This window comes from Nitrobacter hamburgensis X14 (genome assembly GCF_000013885.1).
Taxonomy (GTDB): Bacteria; Pseudomonadota; Alphaproteobacteria; order Rhizobiales; family Xanthobacteraceae; genus Nitrobacter; species Nitrobacter hamburgensis.
This window is the reverse complement of record NC_007964.1, coordinates 2,356,384-2,373,850: the sequence shown is the minus strand read 5'-3', so window position 1 is coordinate 2,373,850 and position 17,467 is coordinate 2,356,384. Positions and strand designations below refer to the sequence as shown.

Annotated in this window: 16 protein-coding genes; 13 read left to right on the top strand and 3 right to left on the bottom strand. The window is 62.7% G+C overall.

What is annotated here, in order from left to right; all coding sequences use genetic code 11:
* Positions 1-13: 13 nt before the first annotated feature.
* The 5 genes from NHAM_RS26670 (at position 14) to NHAM_RS10800 (ending at position 6,718) form a co-directional block, all read left to right on the top strand.
* Positions 14-361, top strand: a complete 348-nt coding sequence (locus NHAM_RS26670) for a hypothetical protein (RefSeq protein WP_157043597.1) — start codon at positions 14-16, stop codon at positions 359-361.
* Between the two features lie 110 nt (positions 362-471).
* Positions 472-2,283, top strand: coding sequence for a carbamoyltransferase family protein (locus NHAM_RS10815; RefSeq protein WP_011510603.1), 1,812 nt, complete (start codon positions 472-474; stop codon positions 2,281-2,283).
* A 205-nt stretch (positions 2,284-2,488) separates the two neighbouring features.
* Positions 2,489-2,797, top strand: coding sequence for an ETC complex I subunit (locus NHAM_RS10810; protein WP_011510602.1), 309 nt, complete (start codon positions 2,489-2,491; stop codon positions 2,795-2,797).
* Positions 2,798-3,110: 313 nt separating this feature from the next.
* Complete coding sequence (locus NHAM_RS10805) at positions 3,111-4,715, top strand: carboxyl transferase domain-containing protein (protein WP_041357977.1); 1,605 nt, start codon at positions 3,111-3,113, stop codon at positions 4,713-4,715.
* Between the two features lie 2 nt (positions 4,716-4,717).
* Positions 4,718-6,718 (top strand): acetyl/propionyl/methylcrotonyl-CoA carboxylase subunit alpha, encoded by a 2,001-nt coding sequence (locus NHAM_RS10800; RefSeq protein WP_011510600.1) that lies wholly within the window; start codon positions 4,718-4,720, stop codon positions 6,716-6,718.
* 158 nt (positions 6,719-6,876) lie between these two features.
* On the opposite strand, the gene NHAM_RS10795 is transcribed toward NHAM_RS10800, so the two are convergent.
* A complete protein-coding gene (locus NHAM_RS10795) occupies positions 6,877-7,224 on the bottom strand; it encodes a DUF6481 family protein (protein ID WP_011510599.1) in 348 nt (115 codons plus the stop codon).
* A gap of 298 nt (positions 7,225-7,522) precedes the next feature.
* Between NHAM_RS10795 and ndk the strand changes: the two genes are divergently transcribed.
* The 3 genes from ndk to NHAM_RS10780 all read left to right on the top strand — a co-directional run bounded on the left by ndk (position 7,523) and on the right by NHAM_RS10780 (position 9,516).
* Positions 7,523-7,945, top strand: coding sequence for a nucleoside-diphosphate kinase (ndk, locus tag NHAM_RS10790; RefSeq protein WP_011510598.1), 423 nt, complete (start codon positions 7,523-7,525; stop codon positions 7,943-7,945).
* Positions 7,946-8,131: 186 nt separating this feature from the next.
* A complete protein-coding gene (locus NHAM_RS10785; RefSeq protein ID WP_011510597.1) occupies positions 8,132-8,953 on the top strand; it encodes a YjbE family putative metal transport protein in 822 nt (273 codons plus the stop codon).
* Positions 8,954-9,312: 359 nt separating this feature from the next.
* Entirely contained in the window at positions 9,313-9,516 is a 204-nt protein-coding gene (locus NHAM_RS10780) for a cold-shock protein (RefSeq protein WP_011510596.1), read from the top strand.
* A gap of 93 nt (positions 9,517-9,609) precedes the next feature.
* On the opposite strand, the gene purN is transcribed toward NHAM_RS10780, so the two are convergent.
* Complete coding sequence (gene purN / locus NHAM_RS10775; RefSeq protein WP_011510595.1) at positions 9,610-10,260, bottom strand: phosphoribosylglycinamide formyltransferase; 651 nt, start codon at positions 10,258-10,260, stop codon at positions 9,610-9,612.
* A 10-nt stretch (positions 10,261-10,270) separates the two neighbouring features.
* On the bottom strand, positions 10,271-11,341 hold the full coding sequence (gene purM / locus NHAM_RS10770) for a phosphoribosylformylglycinamidine cyclo-ligase (RefSeq protein WP_011510594.1): 1,071 nt from the start codon (positions 11,339-11,341) through the stop codon (positions 10,271-10,273).
* Between the two features lie 172 nt (positions 11,342-11,513).
* Here purM and NHAM_RS10765 point away from each other — a divergent pair, with 172 nt between their 5' ends.
* The 5 genes from NHAM_RS10765 to petA all read left to right on the top strand — a co-directional run bounded on the left by NHAM_RS10765 (position 11,514) and on the right by petA (position 17,462).
* The gene (locus NHAM_RS10765) at positions 11,514-12,056 is read left to right on the top strand and encodes a CDP-alcohol phosphatidyltransferase family protein (protein WP_011510593.1); all 543 of its coding nucleotides are present in this window, start codon (positions 11,514-11,516) and stop codon (positions 12,054-12,056) included.
* A 51-nt stretch (positions 12,057-12,107) separates the two neighbouring features.
* Positions 12,108-12,788, top strand: coding sequence for a DnaA ATPase domain-containing protein (locus NHAM_RS10760; RefSeq protein WP_011510592.1), 681 nt, complete (start codon positions 12,108-12,110; stop codon positions 12,786-12,788).
* Between the two features lie 139 nt (positions 12,789-12,927).
* Positions 12,928-15,129, top strand: a complete 2,202-nt coding sequence (locus tag NHAM_RS10755; RefSeq protein WP_041358932.1) for an RNA degradosome polyphosphate kinase — start codon at positions 12,928-12,930, stop codon at positions 15,127-15,129.
* 7 nt (positions 15,130-15,136) lie between these two features.
* Entirely contained in the window at positions 15,137-16,648 is a 1,512-nt protein-coding gene (gene ppx, locus NHAM_RS10750) for an exopolyphosphatase (RefSeq protein WP_011510590.1), read from the top strand.
* 154 nt (positions 16,649-16,802) lie between these two features.
* Entirely contained in the window at positions 16,803-17,462 is a 660-nt protein-coding gene (petA, locus tag NHAM_RS10745; protein WP_011510589.1) for a ubiquinol-cytochrome c reductase iron-sulfur subunit, read from the top strand.
* Positions 17,463-17,467 lie beyond the last annotated feature (5 nt).

Here is a 17,467-nt window from a genome sequence, read left to right as displayed (position 1 = left end):
TGTTGGCACCGTCTTGAACCAGACCATTATCGCGACAAACATTGTCGCGAATATAAGGCGTTCGGCTCGCTTTGGTTCGGTGCATGATGCAAATAACAGATCAACGAATTTGAGCGTGTCGCCGTTCAGGGCTTGGTCGGCTTCCCGCCCGGTCAAGGGTCGGCCCGCGATGCTTGCAGGTTCAAGCGTCGTGGTGAAAAAACTGGAAATGCTCGGGGACACCAACGAGAAACCCGGCATCGCCTGGCCGTCCTGCGTTTTTGCCGGTTGCAATGGGCCATTTTCAGCATCGGCCCATTTGCCGTTTCGGCCCGGCATGAACTTAGTCTGCCGCACAAGCGACGCATTAGGGCAGGCATAACGTGGTCCGCTGGCGGCGTGGCGCGTTAACCAATCTTTCACGCACGGCCCGGCTCCTTGAAAAAGGCGCGGCGGTCCGAATTCCTCCTCCAGATTGCTCCGCAGAGGCTCATGTCAAAACAGCACACTTATGTTCTCGGTCTCAACACCTACGATCACGACGTGAGCGCCTGCCTGCTTCGCGACGGCGCCGTCGCTTGCGCCATCGCCAAGGAACGGATCACGCGCGAAAAGCACGCCAGCGGGTTCTTTAAGGAAGTCATCGACTATTGCCTGGGCGCCGAAGGCATCGGCATCGGCGACATCGACCTGGTGGTTCGCAATTGCTACATCCTTCCCGTTCCGGAGATGGAGGAGCGGCTGATCTATCAGGACATGCCGGGATTCCTTCCCGCCGAGGAGCGCTCGGATGCGCACGACCATCCGTATTTCCGCTCGCGCTCCGACAAGGTGGTGTCGATCTCCCACCATCTGGCGCACGCCTACAGCGCCTTTGCGGCCTGCCCGTTCGACGAGGGCGCAATCATGATTGTTGACGGCGTCGGCAGCTATCGTTCGGACGTGAGCGAGCCCTATCCGGAAAGCGACACCGCAACGCCGCTCGCGCGGGAATCGGAGAGCTACTACCGGTTCAGCGGCGCAACGCTCGAGTGCCTGAAGAAGGTCTGGATGGAGCCGGACCGCGGCTTTTTCAGCGACGAGTTCTACAACATGCCGGGCCTCGGGGCGCTTTACAGCCGCGCCTCGACCTACGTGTTCGGCGACTGGAACAAATGCGGCGAACTGATGGGGCTCGCACCGTACGGACGCCGCGAGCAAGTCAAGCCGCTGATGGAGATCGCCGACAATCAACTCACGGTCCCGCGCTGGTCGGCCGAGTTCAACCAGCCCTACGTCGTCGACGGCGGCGGAAGATGGGACAGCAGCTCCTCCATGCGGCATTGGGAGGATCTGGCATGGCGGGTTCAGGACGACACCGAAAAGGTGCTGCTCGCACGCGCCAACTGGCTGCGGGAAACCACTGGCGCGAAGAACCTCTGCATCGCCGGCGGCGTGGCGCTGAACTGCGTCGCCAACGGACGCATCGCGCGGGAGGCCGGATTTGAGAATGTCTGGATTCAGCCAGCGGCAGGGGACGACGGCATTGCGATCGGTTGCGCCTATTATGGCTGGCTCGAAGTGCTGAAACAGCGCCGCGGTTTCGTGATGGAGCACGCCTATGTGGGTCGCAGCTATTCGGATACCGAGGTCGACGCCGCAACCAAGCGCTCGATCGTCAAGGTCCAGACAGCGGCGGTGAGAAGTTCGAACGTCTATGCCGAAACCGCGAAACTTCTGGCGGACCAGAAAGTCATCGGCTGGTTTCAGGGGCGTTCCGAATTCGGCCCGCGCGCGCTGGGCAATCGCAGTCTGATCGCCGACCCGCGCAAGGCCGATATGAAGGACATCCTCAACAGCCGGGTCAAGCATCGTCAGCCGTTCCGCCCGTTCGCGCCCATCGTGCTGGCCGAGCGCATGACGGATATCTTCGAGGGCGACGAGGACTCTCCATTCATGCTGATCGCCAAGGCGGTGCGGCCGGAGTGGCGCGACCGGATTCCGGCGGTGGTTCACGTCGACGGCACGGCTCGGGTGCAGACCGTGCGCGAGAGCACGAACCCTGCACTCTACCGGCTGCTGAAGGAATTCGAGGAGCTGACCGGCGTTCCCGTGCTGATCAACACGTCATTCAACGTCAAGGGCGAGCCGATCGTGGAGACACCGCGCGATGCCATGCGCTGCTTCCTGACCACGGGCATCGATCATCTCGTGCTGCACGACACGGTGGTTTCCAAGAAGGGGTTGCACCGGATCGTGGGGCCGCTCGTCGGCGTCTATACCGACGTCGGCGCCGTTGTCATGTCGAACCTCAAGCGGGCCTGACGATCGGCCGGACGGGCCGTCGTATCTCGCCGGCGCAGAACATGCGATTGTCATGCCGCGCCATAAAGATTATATGGAAAGCAGGGTGTTAGGCGCTTCGCCGACGGATGCGCAGGTCGTGTTCCCGGCTGGTGAGTTTTTCGGAAAAAGCGCCGGTTTTTACCAGATCGGCGCAAGCCCGCACAGCAGCAGGTCACAGCGATCCATGACAGCACGTATCTTCAAGCCCGCCAAAAACGCGATGCAATCGGGGGTCGCCATGACCCGGGAATGGCAACTGGACTACGAGCCCGAGCAGGCGCGGGTGATCGAGCCCCTGATGGGCTGGACCAGCTCCGGCGACATGAAGCAGCAGATCACGCTTCGCTTCGACACCAGGGAGGATGCGATCGCCTATTGCGAGCGTGAGGGCATTCCCTATGAGGTGATCGAGCCGAAGGTAAAGGCGGCGGCGAGAAAGGCCGCCTACGCCGACAATTTTGCATTTCGCCGCAGCGAACCCTGGACGCATTAGTACCTCACGCTCGGACGGAGCCATCTCGATTACCCGTCGCCGGGCATAGCCGTTTGAAGACCGGCGTCGCTTCTGGCTCGCCTGTGCCCCGGCAATCCACGTCTTTGGTCCGATACGTGTTTCAAGACGTGGATGCCCGGCATAAAGCTGGGCATGACGATTCAATTCAATCAAACCGCATCCCGCTTTAGCGCGCGAGGCCTGTTGCCGTGAGGGCCGAACGAAGGTTGACCTTGCCGGGGAGGGCGGGGCACCCTAGGCCGGGATTGCGGGCGTGAGATTCAACGCCGCCCGCCAACTGTCCTGGACTGTCATGGCGCTTCGTTCCGGTGTCGATATCACCTCTTCTGATTTTGCGCGCAACACCGAGGCGATGAAGGCTCTCGTCAACGAACTGCGCGACAAGCTCGCGAGCGTGGCGGGCGGAGGCGGCGAGACCGCGCGCGCCCGCCATACCTCGCGCGGCAAGATGCTGGCCCGCGACCGCGTCGATCTGCTGCTCGATCCCGGCACGGCGTTTCTCGAACTGTCGCCGCTGGCAGCGAACGGCATGTACGGCGGCGATGTTCATTCCGCGAGCATCATCGCGGGTGTCGGGAGGGTGTCGGGCCGTGAGTGCGTGATCGTCGCCAACGATGCCACCATCAAGGGCGGCACCTACTATCCCATGACCGTGAAGAAGCATCTGCGAGCGCAGGACATCGCGCGGCAGAACAATCTGCCCTGCATCTACATGGTGGATTCCGGCGGAGCCTTCCTGCCGCAGCAGGACGAGATCTTTCCGGACGAGCGCCACTTCGGCCGCATCTTCTACAATCAGGCCAACATGTCGGCGCAAGGCATTCCGCAGATCGCGATCGTGATGGGATCGTGCACCGCGGGCGGCGCCTACGTTCCGGCGATGTCGGACGAGAGCATCATCGTCCGCAATCAGGGTACGATTTTCCTCGCCGGCCCGCCTCTGGTGAAGGCCGCCACCGGCGAGGTGGTCACTGCCGAAGAACTCGGCGGCGCCGACGTGCACTCGCGGCAGTCAGGCGTTACCGATCACTATGCGCAGAACGACGCCCACGCGATCGGGATCGCGCGCCGCATCGTTTCCACCCTGAAGCCGCCGCAGCGCGCGCCGCTCAACATACGCATGCCGCGCGAGCCGCTGTTTCCGAGGGACGAAATCTACGGCGTGGTGCCGGCGGACGGCCGCAAGCCGTTCGACGTGCGTGATATCATCGCGCGCATCGTCGACGGCTCCGAGTTCGATGAATTCAAGAAGCTTTACGGCCAGACGCTGGTGTGCGGTTTCGCCCATGTCTGGGGCTATCCAGTCGGCATCGTCGCCAGCAACGGCATCCTGTTCAGCGAAAGCTCGCTGAAGGGCGCGCACTTTATCGAGCTATGCTGCCAGCGCGGCATTCCGCTGGTGTTCCTGCAGAACATCACCGGATTCATGGTCGGCAAGAAGTACGAGGCCGGCGGCATCGCGCGCGACGGCGCCAAACTGGTGACGGCGGTGGCGACCGCAGCCGTGCCGAAATTCACAGTGGTGATCGGCGGCTCCTACGGCGCCGGCAACTACGGCATGTGCGGGCGCGCCTTCTCCCCGCGATTTTTGTGGATGTGGCCCAACGCGCGAATTTCCGTGATGGGAGGCGAGCAGGCCGCGATGGTGTTGAGCACGCTGCGGCGGGAGAACATCGAAGCCAAGGGTGGCACCTGGTCAGCGGAGGAGGAGCGCGAATTCCAGGCGCCGATCCGCGCGCAATACGAAAGCCAGGGCAATCCCTATTACGCCACCGCGCGGCTGTGGGACGACGGGGTGATCGATCCCGCCGATACCCGGCTGGTGCTAGGGCTCGGATTGTCGGCGGCGGCGAATGCGCCGATCGAGCCGACGACATTTGGCCTGTTCAGGATGTGACCATGGCCAAGCGTCCGCAGTATCGCCGTTTCCAGACGCTCCTGATCGCCAATCGCGGCGAGATCGCCTGCCGCGTGATCCGTTCCGCGCGCGCTATGGGCCTGCGCACCGTGGCCGTCTATTCGGAGGCCGATCGCGACGCGCTGCATGTCGGCATGGCCGACGACGCCGTGCTGCTTGGACCTGCGCCTGCCCGCGACAGCTATCTCGATATCGACAAGGTGATTGCTGCCGCCCGCCGGACCGGCGCGGAAGGCATCCATCCCGGCTATGGATTTTTGTCCGAGAATGCCGCCTTCGCACAGGCCTGCGCCGACGCCGACCTCGTGTTCGTCGGGCCGACTGCTGCCATGATGACGGCCATGGGCTCGAAGTCGTGCGCCAAGGCGCTGATGGAAAAGGCGGGTGTGCCGCTGGTGGCGGGCTATCACGGCGAGGCGCAGGACGACGCCACGCTGCAAGGCGCGGCAGATCGGATCGGCTATCCGGTGCTGGTGAAGGCATCGGCCGGCGGCGGCGGCCGCGGTATGCGGATCGTGCGTTCGGCCGCGGAATTGGCCCCGGCCGTCGTCAGCGCCAGGCGCGAGGCCAAGGCGGCGTTCGGCGACGACCGGATGCTGATCGAAAAATACGTCGACAATCCCCGGCATATCGAGGTGCAGGTGATCGGCGACAGCCACGGCAATCTGCTGTCGCTGTTCGAGCGCGAATGTACCCTGCAGCGGCGGCACCAGAAGGTGATTGAAGAGGCGCCCTCGCCGACGCTCGATGCAGCGGGACGCGAGGCCGTCTGCGCAGCTGCGCGCAAGGCGGCCGGCGCGGTGAATTATGTCGGCGCGGGCACCGTCGAGTTCGTGTCCGACGGCAAGGACGTGTTCTTCATTGAAATGAATACGCGCCTGCAAGTCGAGCATCCCGTGACCGAGCTTGTCACCGGCGTCGATCTCGTCGAATGGCAATTGCGTGTCGCGTTCGGCGAAAAACTGCCGCTGACGCAGGACCAGATCAGGCTGAACGGCCACGCGATTGAAGCGCGCGTCTACGCCGAAAACCCGAACAAGAATTTCATGCCGTCGGTCGGCCGCATCAGGACGTGGCGGACGCCGCCCGAGGTCGACGGCTTGCGTATCGATTCCGGCTACCGCGAGGGCGATATGGTCTCGCCGAACTACGACGCCATGCTCGCCAAGGTGATTGCCTGGGCGCCGACCCGCGAGGCCGCGATCAGCCGGCTCGACCGCTCCCTGCAAGAGACCGATGTCCGCGGCGTCGTCACCAACATTCCGTTCCTGTCCGCGCTGGTGATGCACCCCGACGTGCGCGCCAACGCGATCGACACCGGCTTTATCGAGCGTCACCTGAAAGACCTGACCGGGACGCCGGCCGTGCCGGGCGAGACCGAGCTTGCCGCCGCCGTCGCCGCGATCCTGCAAACGGAAAGCAGGTCGTCCCGACCGGACGCGGCATCGCCCTGGCAAACCGCGGGCTGGATGCCGGTTGGCCGCCGTCAGCGGTGGTTCGTATTCCGTCAGGGGCAGGTCGAGCACAAGGTCATATTCGCCTATGGCAACGGCTCGGCCGAAATCCGGATTGGAGAAAAGGATATCGCGCTCGCGTTTGCTGCGGACGACGGCGGAGGTTTGACGCTCTCGCTCGACGGAATGCGAAGCCACGTTGTCTCCGTCGTCGAAGGGCGCGGCCTGTACTTGCGGACGCGCAACGGTCGGTTCGAACTGCACTGGGTCGATCCGTTCGGCGGGGACGACGAGGAGCAGGCCGCCGAAGATCGAATCGTCGCGCCGCTGCCCGGCATCGTGGTCGCGCTGCTTGCGCAGGAGGGCGCGGTGCTGGAGAAGGGCGCACCCATCCTCACGCTGGAAATGATGAAGATGGAGCAGACGTTGCGCGCGCCCTACGCCGGCAAGCTGAAAAAGCTCAAATGCAAGGTTGGCGATATCGTGCAGGAGGGCGTCGAACTCGCCGACATCGAGCCCGCCGCTTAATATATTTCACGGCCCGGAATTTCCGTCCCGGCGATTTTACCGTCAGCCCCTGTTCGCAGGTAGGGACCAGACCCGGCGTCAGGCCGATTCGTCTCCGGCACGTCTTCGCCGCCGGTATACGGCAATGGGTACGGGACCAACGTCCGTTGTATCGCCGGCTATTTCTTCCGCTCCTTTCTGGCGGCATAACGGGCATCGCGCGCTGACTTGCGCTCGGCCTCGAGCGCGGCCTCAGCGGCTGCGGCTTCTTCTTTCTCCCGGGCGAGCTGTGCGGCGGCGGCCGCAGCGGCCTCTGCCTCGCGGGCTTTTCGCGCGGCCTTCTCGGCTTCGCGGGCCTGCCGCGTCTTGTCGCGGGCAGCCGCCAGGGCCTCGCGTTCGGCCTGCCTTTGCTTCACGGCGGGGTCGTCGGGACCGGGCTTTGCGCGAAACTTGTCGAGAATATTTTTCCGGGCCTCGAGCGCCGCCTTTTGGCGGTCAGCGAAGCCGGGCTCCTTGAATCCACTCATCTATCGAGGCCTGTTCGTTCATCGCAATATCAGGTGCGGGGGGCTTATAACAGCTTCGCCAATCATGCGTTGTGAAAAACGCGTTCGCGGGCGCGCTTTGTTATCCCTTGTCGTCGCCATATTGCACGAAAATTAACGGATTTTCGGCGCCGCGCGATCCCCGGCGCGGGTTGCTCCCCGCATTGCCCCCCGCAAAGGCTTTTGGCCTGGCGTCGGCGCACCGGGCGTCCTTGCCGTCGATGATGCGCGCCGATATAAGCGCCGCAATTCCCACGACCGCTAAATCAAGGACGATATTATGGCGATTGAACGCACCTTTTCGATTCTCAAGCCGGACGCAACCGCGCGAAACCTGACCGGCGCGATCAACGCCCTGATCGAGAAGGCCGGGCTTCGGATCGTGGCTCAAAAGCGCATCCGCATGACCCGCGAGCAGGCCGAGACGTTTTACGCCGTGCACAAGGCGCGTCCCTTCTTCGGAGAGCTTGTCGACTTCATGATTTCCGGTCCCGTGGTGGTGCAGGTGCTCGAAGGCGAGAACGCCGTGCTCAAGCATCGTGAGATCATGGGCGCGACCGACCCGTCCAAGGCGGCCGACGGCACCATTCGCAAGCTCCATGCGACGTCGGTCGGTGAAAACTCCGTGCATGGATCGGACGCGACCGAGACCGCTGCGGTCGAAATCGCCCAGTTCTTCTCAGGCAACGAGATCGTCGGCTAGTGGAGTGACTTTGACATTCGCTACCCACTTTGCAGCAAACCCGACGAGCGAATGTCAAATTCAAAACTCCACTAGAAACTAATAGTTACTAGTGGTCCTTTGATTCCAACATTTGCAAGAACTGCTGCCGCAACGAGATGCAAATGTTAGAATCGGACCACTAGGCGGCGAGGCAAGGGACGGACATTGGATTGGCTGCTGCACATCTTCGATCTGGCGGCGATCACATCGGTCTTCGCTGAGTTTCGGAGCGAGGTGCAGAGTCCGGCTTTCTGGCTTGCCGTCGGCAAGATCATCTGGATCGATGTTCTGTTGTCCGGCGACAACGCGCTGGTGATCGCGCTTGCCTGTCGCGGGCTGGCGCCGCCGCAGCGCCTCTGGGGCGTGGTGCTTGGGGCCGCTGCCGCGGTCGCCCTCCGCATCGTCTTCGCGGGGATCGTCACGACCTTGATGGGGATGCCCTACCTCAAGCTGGCCGGAGGGCTCGCGCTGCTGGTGATTGCCGCCAAATTATTGGCGCCGGAAAAAGAGGACGGGGAGGGGATCGCAGCGGCCCGGAATCTGTGGGCCGCCGTTCGAGTCGTGGTCGTCGCTGACTTCGTCATGAGCCTCGACAACGTGATTGCGGTCGCCGCGGCGGCGAAGGGCAGCCTGCTGCTGTTGGTCATCGGGTTGGCCGTCAGCGTGCCGCTGATCGTGGTGGGTGCCGCGCTTATCATGATGCTGCTGACACGGCTACCGTTTCTGGTGTGGGCCGGAGCGGCGTTGCTGGGCTGGATCGCAGGGGAGGTCATCGCGACCGATCCGGTGGTCGCGCCGCGACTGCACGGGCTGTTCGACACCGGCGCCGGCGTCTTCCTGGATGCGGTGCTGGCGCGGTTCGGCATCGCGCCGCAATTCGCCGCCGGCGGAACCGGGGGCGAGATTTTCTGTGCCGTGCTGGGAGCGATGATCGTGCTGATCGCCGGCTCGATCTGGCGCAACCGAATGCGGGTCGCCGCCGAGTAAAGCGGCATCCACGTCCTGAAACGCGATCAAACATGTGGATAGCCGGGCCATCGGCGAGCCAAGGACGGCGGTGTTGAAACGGTCGCGCCCCGCCACGAGGCGTTGAAACGCTTTATCATCAGCAGGTGCGGTCGCCGGCTCGTTGTTTCGAAACCACGGGTTCGGGCAGTTTCACGATCACCTGCCACGACTTGCTAAGCGGTAATTTTCGTGTTGCAATCCCCGCACAATCGGATCTGAGCCCGTTCGTCTGTGCGTTTCGCAATTCGGAAGTTCAGCAGAGATCAGGAGGCCCGCTTGTGGCGTGGTACGCGAGATGCGTGGCCGCGTCTTTTTTATACCCAGACAGGAGACAGACGATGCAGAAGGGCACCGTCAAATGGTTCAACCCGACGAAGGGGTATGGATTCATCAAACCAATGAACGATGATAGGGACGTATTCGTTCACATCTCTGCGGTTGAGCGCGCTGGCCTCAGTACTCTCAATGAAAATCAGGTTATCGAATACGACCTGGTCGAAAATCGCGGCAAGACCTCCGCCGAAAATCTGAAGGTCTCATAATTCATCACGTTCCCGCGATTGTGCGGGCCGTTGTAACGTGCGCTCCCCCGGTCGCAAGCCGGGGGAATTCGTTCTTGTCCGGTCCGGGTCCGGTTAGATCACCGATGGCGAAATCAGGCTGTCGTCCGGACTGGCATTTGCCGACGTCTTGCAGATATCGCCATCAAGTCGCGTGCCGCCACTTGCGACAAGCCGCAACGCGTCCGGGTAGATGCGATGCTCGATCTCCAGCACGCGCGCGGCCAGCGTCTCTGCCGTGTCGTCGCCTCGCACGGCGACCGCGCCCTGCATGACAATGGGGCCGGCATCGGTTTCCGCAATGACGAAATGGACGGTTGCGCCGGAGATCTTCACGCCGGCACGCAAGGCCTGGCCGTGAGGATCGAGGCCGGGAAACGACGGCAGCAGCGACGGATGAATGTTGAGCATCCGTCCATGCCAGCGCTGGACGAATTCGGCGGTGAACAGCCGCATGAAACCGGCGAGGCAGATCAACTCGATGCGGTTTTCATCCAGCGCCGATTGCAGCCTGGTTTCGAACGCCGCGCGGTCCTTGCCGAACGATTTGCTTTCGATGACGAGGGTAGCGATGCCGGCCGCCCGGGCTCTGGCGAGGCCCTCCGCGCCGGACTTGTTGGAAATAACGACGGCAGTTTCAGCCGGGAAACCCTCGGCCTTGGCAGCTTCTACCAGCGCCGTCATGTTCGATCCGCGCCCGGAAATCAGGATTGCGACGCGCTTCATCGTCTCTGCCTTACATCGCGAGATCGAGGTGGTTGTCGTAAACGACGCGGTCGCCGCTGGCCTCGATAACGCTACCGAGCGGCGCGACTCTTTCGCCGGCCTGCGTCAGCACGTCCACGACCTGCTCGACCGCGTCGCGCCGCACGATCGCGATCATTCCGACGCCGCAGTTGAAGGTTCGCAGCAATTCCAATTCGGCGATGCCGCCTTGCCTCGCCAACCATTTGAACACAGGCAGCACCGTCAACCTGGAGAGATCGATGCGGATGCCGAGATGTTTGGGCAGCACGCGGGGAATGTTGTCGGTGAAGCCGCCGCCGGTGATGTGAGCAAGCCCCTTCACCGCGCCGGTTTCGCGGATCGCGCGCAGGCAGGATTTGACGTAGAGCCGGGTCGGCGTCAGCAGCGCGCCGCCCAGCGTGGTGACCGGTGCAAATGGGGCAGGGACGCTGAAGCCCAGCCCCGAAGCCTCGACGATCTTCCGGACCAGCGAATAGCCGTTGGAATGGACGCCGGACGAAGCGAGCCCGATCACCGCATCGCCGGCGGCGATATCGCGGCCGGGCAGCAAGGTGCCGCGTTCGGCCGCGCCGACTGCGAAGCCCGCCAGATCGTAGTCTCCGTCCTTGTAGAGGCCCGGCATTTCGGCCGTTTCGCCGCCGATCAGGGCGCAACCCGCCTCCCGGCAACCGACCGCGATGCCGGCCACGATCGCCGACGCAACCTCGGGATCGAGTTTGCCGCAGGCAAAATAGTCGAGGAAGAACAGGGGCTCCGCGCCTTGCACGACGAGATCGTTGACGGACATGGCGACGAGATCGATCCCGATGGTGTCGTGTATCCCGGTTTCGATCGCAATCTTGACCTTGGTTCCCACGCCGTCGTTGGCCGCGACCAGAACCGGGTCCGTGAATCCGGCGGCCTTGAGGTCGAACAGTCCGCCGAATCCGCCGATTTCGGCATCCGCGCCTGCGCGGGCGGTGGCGCGCACCATTGGCTTGATGAGGTCAACCAGCCGGTTGCCGGCGTCGATATCGACGCCTGCATCGGCATAGGTAAGGCCGTTCTTCCGGTCGGTCATGCAATAGCGTCCGAACAATTTTCCGGCTGGTTACGTCGGATTCCGGACCCGCGCAATGGCCCGCAAAGCCCCGCCAGCATATACTATGTAGACAAGAGGTTGATCCGGGCAGCGGAAGCCTCGAATCCCCGAGCCGCTTGCGCGGAAACGGGCCGGAGGCGGGAAGCGTCGCGTGAGCATTCCGAACATTATTACACTCGGCCGTATTCTGCTGGTGCCGATCATCGTCTGGGCTATCGCCTCCAATCAGATGGAAATCGCCTTTGCGATCTTTGTGATCGCCGGCGTCAGCGATGCGGTGGACGGATTTCTCGCCAAGCGCTTCAATATGGCCAGCGAACTGGGAGCGCTTCTGGATCCCCTGGCCGACAAGGCGCTGCTGGTCTCGATCTTTGTGGCGCTCGGCATCTGGGGCGCCGTTCCCCGCTGGCTTGTCATCCTGGTGGTCTCACGCGACATCATGATCGTCGGCGCCGTGATCGTGTCGTGGCTGTTCGATAAGCCGATTCCCATGAAGCCGCTGATGGTCTCGAAGCTCAATACGGGAGCGCAGGTTGCGTTCGCTGCACTGGTGCTGGCGGCGCTAGGCTTCGGATTCGATTCCTCGCCCTACGAGGCTATTCTCATGGCTATCGTCGCGGTCTTGACCTTGCTTTCAGTCGCCTTCTATGTCGTCGAGTGGGTGCGCCACATGAGCACCATCGAGCAAAGCTGACGACCACCGCTCGACGGCAGGCGCGAGTTGGTTCCGGCATGGAGTAGATGCGTGGCAGGCCGCCCCCGACCCCGTCAGCTTGCATTCGTGCTGCCGCACGCGGAAAGCCTTTCGCGGGACGATTTTCTCGAAGGTCCCGCGAACGCGGCGGCGCTGTCGCTGATCGAGAGTTGGCCGGAATGGCCGAACCGGGTCATGCTGCTTGCCGGCCCTGAAGGTTGCGGCAAGAGCCATCTGGCGACGATCTGGGCGGAGCAGGCGGGCGCGCGTTCCATAAGCGCGCACGGCCTGACTGCGGCGGCGGTGCCGGGAGCGCTGGCGACAGGGGCGCTCGTCGTTGAGGATATCAATCCGCATGCCTTCGACGAGCTTGCGCTGTTTCACCTGATGAATCTCGCCCGCGAGGACGGCGCGTTCGTGCTGATGACGGCGCGGGTGCCTCCGGCCGCCATCGAGATCGGGTTGCGCGACCTTCAGTCGCGGCTTCGCGCGGTGCCCGTCGTAACGCTGATGCCGCCCGACGATCAGTTGCTCCGGGCGCTGATTATCAAGTTCTGCGCGGACCGCCAGATGAGCATCGACGAGACGGTTGTCCATTTTATCGCAACGCGGACCGAGCGCTCGTTTGCTGCCGCCCGCCACGCCATCGAACGGCTCGATGCCGAATCGCTGCGGCTTGGCAGGCCGGTGACGCGCGCGCTTGCCGCCGAATTGCTGCGGAATCACGACTGAGCGATCTTGCCCGGCCGCCCTTGACGCACCGGCCTTCCGGAACGTCAATGTCATTGAAACGTCATGGAGTTGGCCCAGAGTTTGCCACTGTTTGCGCGTGTTGCCGCGCGACCCGATGAGGATATGGACCGACATATCAATGGAATTAGTTCAAGCTATTGTTATTGAAGAGAAAAAGATAGATCCGGAACCCGATTTCGCAATCCGGACCAGCCCGGAACGGTTCATCAATCGAGAGCTGTCCTGGCTGAATTTCAATCGCCGCGTGCTTGAGGAGTCGGTCAATCCCCGCCATCCCGCGCTCGAACGCGTCCGCTTCCTGTCGATTTCCGCCAATAACCTTGACGAGTTCTTTATGGTGCGTGTCGCCGGCATCAAGGCGCAGGTGCGGGAGGGAATCGCGGAGCGTAGTCCGGATGGGCTGACGCCGTCGGAGCAACTCGTTCTCATCAACGAAACCGTCTCGAATCTCGCGAGCGATCAACAGGCGATCTGGCGGGATCTGCGCAACGTGCTGACCGAGGTCGGCATCGTCCTGATCGACGGCAAGGACGTCACCAAGGCTGAGCGGACCTGGATTGCGGATCACTTTCTTCGCAATATCTTCCCCTTGCTGACGCCGCTTGCCATCGATCCGGCCCATCCGTTTCCATTCATCCCAAGTCTTGGTTTTACCGTCGCACTGCAGCTCGCGCGCGCCTCTGACGGCAAGCCGATGAATGCGCTGATCCGTATGCCCGGCAAGATCGACCGGTTTCTGCGGCTGCCGCCGACCGGCAAGGACGACCCCGTCAGGGTGATCACGCTTGAGGGTGCCACCAGCCTGTTCATCGGCCGGCTGTTTCCAGGCTACTCCGTTAAGGGGCAGGGCGCGTTTCGCATCATCCGGGACTCTGAGCTGGAGATCGAGGAAGAGGCGGAAGATCTGGTTCGCCTGTTCGAGACCGCATTGAAGCGCCGCCGTCGCGGCTCGGTCATCCGGCTTGAAATCGAAGCCGCAATGCCGGCCGAGCTGCGTGCATTCGTTCAGCGGGCGTTATCGGCTGCCGACGACGAAGTGTTGCTGGTGGACGGCGTCTTGGCCATGAACGAACTGTCGCAACTGACACGGCTCGACCGGCCCGACCTTGAATTCGCGCCGTACGTCCCGCGCCATCCCGAGCGCGTGCGCGATCACGGCGGCGACGTGTTCGCTGCGATCCGGCAGAAGGACCTGATCGTTCATCATCCTTATGAATCGTTCGACGTCGTCGTGCAGTTTCTGCAGCAGGCCGCGCGCGATCCTGACGTCGTTGCGATCAAGCAGACGCTCTATCGCACCTCCAACAACTCGCCGATCGTACGGGCGCTGGCGGAGGCCGCGGAGGCGGGCAAGTCGGTCACCGCGCTCGTCGAGATCAAGGCGCGGTTCGATGAAGAAGCCAACATCCGATGGGCGCGTGACCTCGAGCGCGCCGGCGTGCAGGTGGTTTACGGTTTCCTCGAACTGAAGACGCACGCCAAGCTGTCGCTGGTGGTGCGCCGGGAAGGCAGCAGTCTCGCGACTTACGTTCACACCGGTACCGGCAACTATCACCCGGTGACCGCGCGCATCTATACCGACCTGTCGTACTTTACATCGGACCCGATCATCGGCCGCGATGCGGCGCGCGTGTTCAATTACATCACGGGCTACGCGGAGCCGAGGGACATCGAGAAGATGGCGGTGTCGCCGCTGACCTTGCGCAACCGGATTCTCGACCACATTCGCGACGAAACCGGTTTCGCCCGCCACGGCAAGCCGGCCGCGATCTGGATGAAGATGAATGCGCTGGTCGATCCCGATATCATCGATGCGCTGTATGAAGCGTCCCAGGCCGGTGTCTCAGTGGAGCTGATTGTACGCGGCATTTGCTGTCTGCGACCTGGGGTTCCCGGATTGTCGGAAAACATTCGCGTCAAGTCCGTGATCGGCCGGTTTCTGGAACACGGCCGGATTTACTGTTTTGGAATGGGGCAGAACATGCCCGGACCGAAGGCCGCTGTGTATATCTCGTCCGCCGACATGATGCCGCGCAACCTCGACCGGCGCGTCGAAGTGCTGTGCCCGTTGCAAAATGCGACGGTGCATCAGCAGGTTCTCGAGCAGATCATGGTCGCGAACCTGAAGGATACCGAACAGAGCTGGCAGTTATTGCCGGATGGATCATCAACGCGTATGAAGGCCGCGAAGGGTGAGGAGCCCTTCAACCTGCATAACTATTTCATGACGAACCCGAGTTTGTCCGGCCGTGGAAAGTCGCTCAAGGAATCCTCGCCGCGCCGCCTCACGCGTCGCGCAGAGCGGCAGCCGTCGGCATAGGGGGCCGGTGCGGAAATATCCGCGTCCGCGCAAGCCGGACTCCAGTATTGCCGTTATCGATATCGGCTCCAATTCCGTCCGCCTCGTCGTTTATGAAGCGTTGGAGCGGAGCCTCGTCACGATCTTCAACGAGAAGGCGTTGTGCGGACTCGGCCGCGAGGTGCAATCCACCGGCCTGCTCGCGCCCGATGCGGTCAACAAGGCGCTGACATCGCTGCGGCGTTTTCATGCGTTGTGCAAGGTGATGAAGGTCGGCCGCGTTTATGCCATCGCAACCGCCGCCTGCCGCGACGCCACGAACGGCGCGGATTTCATTGCCAAGGCGGAACGCATCTGTCGCGTGTCGGTGGATGTCCTGTCGGGATCGGAGGAGGCACATCTGGCGGCGCTGGGTGTGGTTTCCAGTCTCCACAAGCCGAACGGGATCGTCGGGGATCTGGGCGGCGGTTCGCTGGAATTGACCGACGTACGCGGCCATCGCGTCCGTCGCGGAGTGACGCTGCCGCTGGGCAGTCTCGCATTGCAGGACGCATCGAGGAAATCGTTGAAGCACGCAGAGCGCATCGTGAAGACCGAGCTTTCCGGTGTCGTGCCGCTCAAGGCCGGGGAGGGCCGCACCTTCTACGCCGTCGGTGGAACGTGGCGGGCGCTGGCGCGGATTCACATCATCCAGAGCGGCTATCCGCTTCGCGTCATGCACGGCTATTCCATTCCCGCCGCCGACGCGCTCGATTTCGCCCGGCGGCTGCGTCGTCTGGCGGCGTCCCATACGCTGGCGGATATCGAGGCGGTCGCCGAGGCACGGCAGCCGCTGCTGGCTTATGCCGCTCTCGTGCTGGAATATATCATCCGGATCGCGAAACCGAAGACCATCGTGTTTTCCACCTATGGCGTCCGCGAGGGCCTGCTTTATTCGATGCTGCCCGCTGCCGAACGGTCCAGGGATGGATTGATCTGCGCCGCGCAAACGCTGAACGGCCTGCTCTCGCGTTCGGCGCGTCATGCCGAAGAGCTGATCGGATGGACCGATCGGCTGATCCGGATCGCAAAGCTGCCGGAGACCAAAGACGATCGCCGGCTGCGTCACGCCGCTTGTCTGCTATCTGACATTGGCTGGCGCATCCATCCGGACTACCGCGCCGAGCAGACGCTCAATCTGATTATGAACGGCAATTTCGGCAACGTTGACCATCAAGGACGAACCTTCGTCGCGCTATCGGTGTATTATCGATATATTGGGCTGAATGAGATCAACGAACCGTCCTCCGCGGTGCGCGAACTGGTGACGCCGGCCATGGACGAGAGAGCGCGCATTCTCGGCGCGGCCTTTCGCGTCGCGCATCTGATTTCGGCGGCCAGGCCTGGCGTATTGCCCGCGACACATTTCAGAAGCCGCGGCCGCAAGCTGGCGCTCGTGTTCGAACACCGGCTGGTCGATCTGGTCGCGGATCGCGCCGGCAGCCGGTTCAAACAACTGGCACGTCTTGTCGGTCGCTCGGGCTCGATCGTGCGGCGCTGACGATCTCGCGTCTTATTCTCGTTCTCGGTCTCACCATTGTGAACCGCGCCAGCGGTTCGAATCCGCATCGTGCCGGTTATCGTGATGTTGGTGTGCTGCTGTCGTCGTGGCATCATCCGGCATCGGGGGCTCCAGTGTTTTCGTGGAGCAAGCCATGACCGATATCCCTTCCGGCGCGCAGATCAAAAAACCTTCGGGCCGCAGTCCGACCCGGCGCGATTTTCTCTATATCGCGACCGCCGCCGTGGGCACCGTTGGAGTCGCCGCGGCGATCGTCCCTATGATCTCGCAGTTAGAGCCGGATAAGGCGACGCTCGCAGCCGGCGGTCCCGTCGAACTCGACCTTTCCCAAGTTCAGCCGGGGCAGCAGGTGAGCGTCCGCTGGCGCGACCATCCGATCCTCGTCATCAACCGTTCCGATGCGGCGCTGAAGACCCTTCAGGATCCGAAGCTGCTGGCCCAGCTTTCCGATCCCCAATCCAGCGAGTTTCAGCAGCCGGAATACGCGCACAACTGGCACCGCTCGGCCAATCCGGAATACGGAGTCTTCGTCGGAATCTGCACTCACCTCGGCTGCATCCCGCTTTACTACCCGAGCCCGAATGCCAACCATCCGGCGTCGGACTGGCTCGGCGGCTACTTCTGCCCGTGTCATGGATCGAAATACGATCTCGCGGGCCGGGTCTTCAGCGGCGTGCCGGCGCCATACAATCTGCCGGTGCCGCCGTATCGCTTCGTCAGCGACAGCACGATCCGGATTGGAGAAAATCCGTCAAACTCGAATTTCAATTTTTCGGATATTCGGCAAATTTAGAGCAT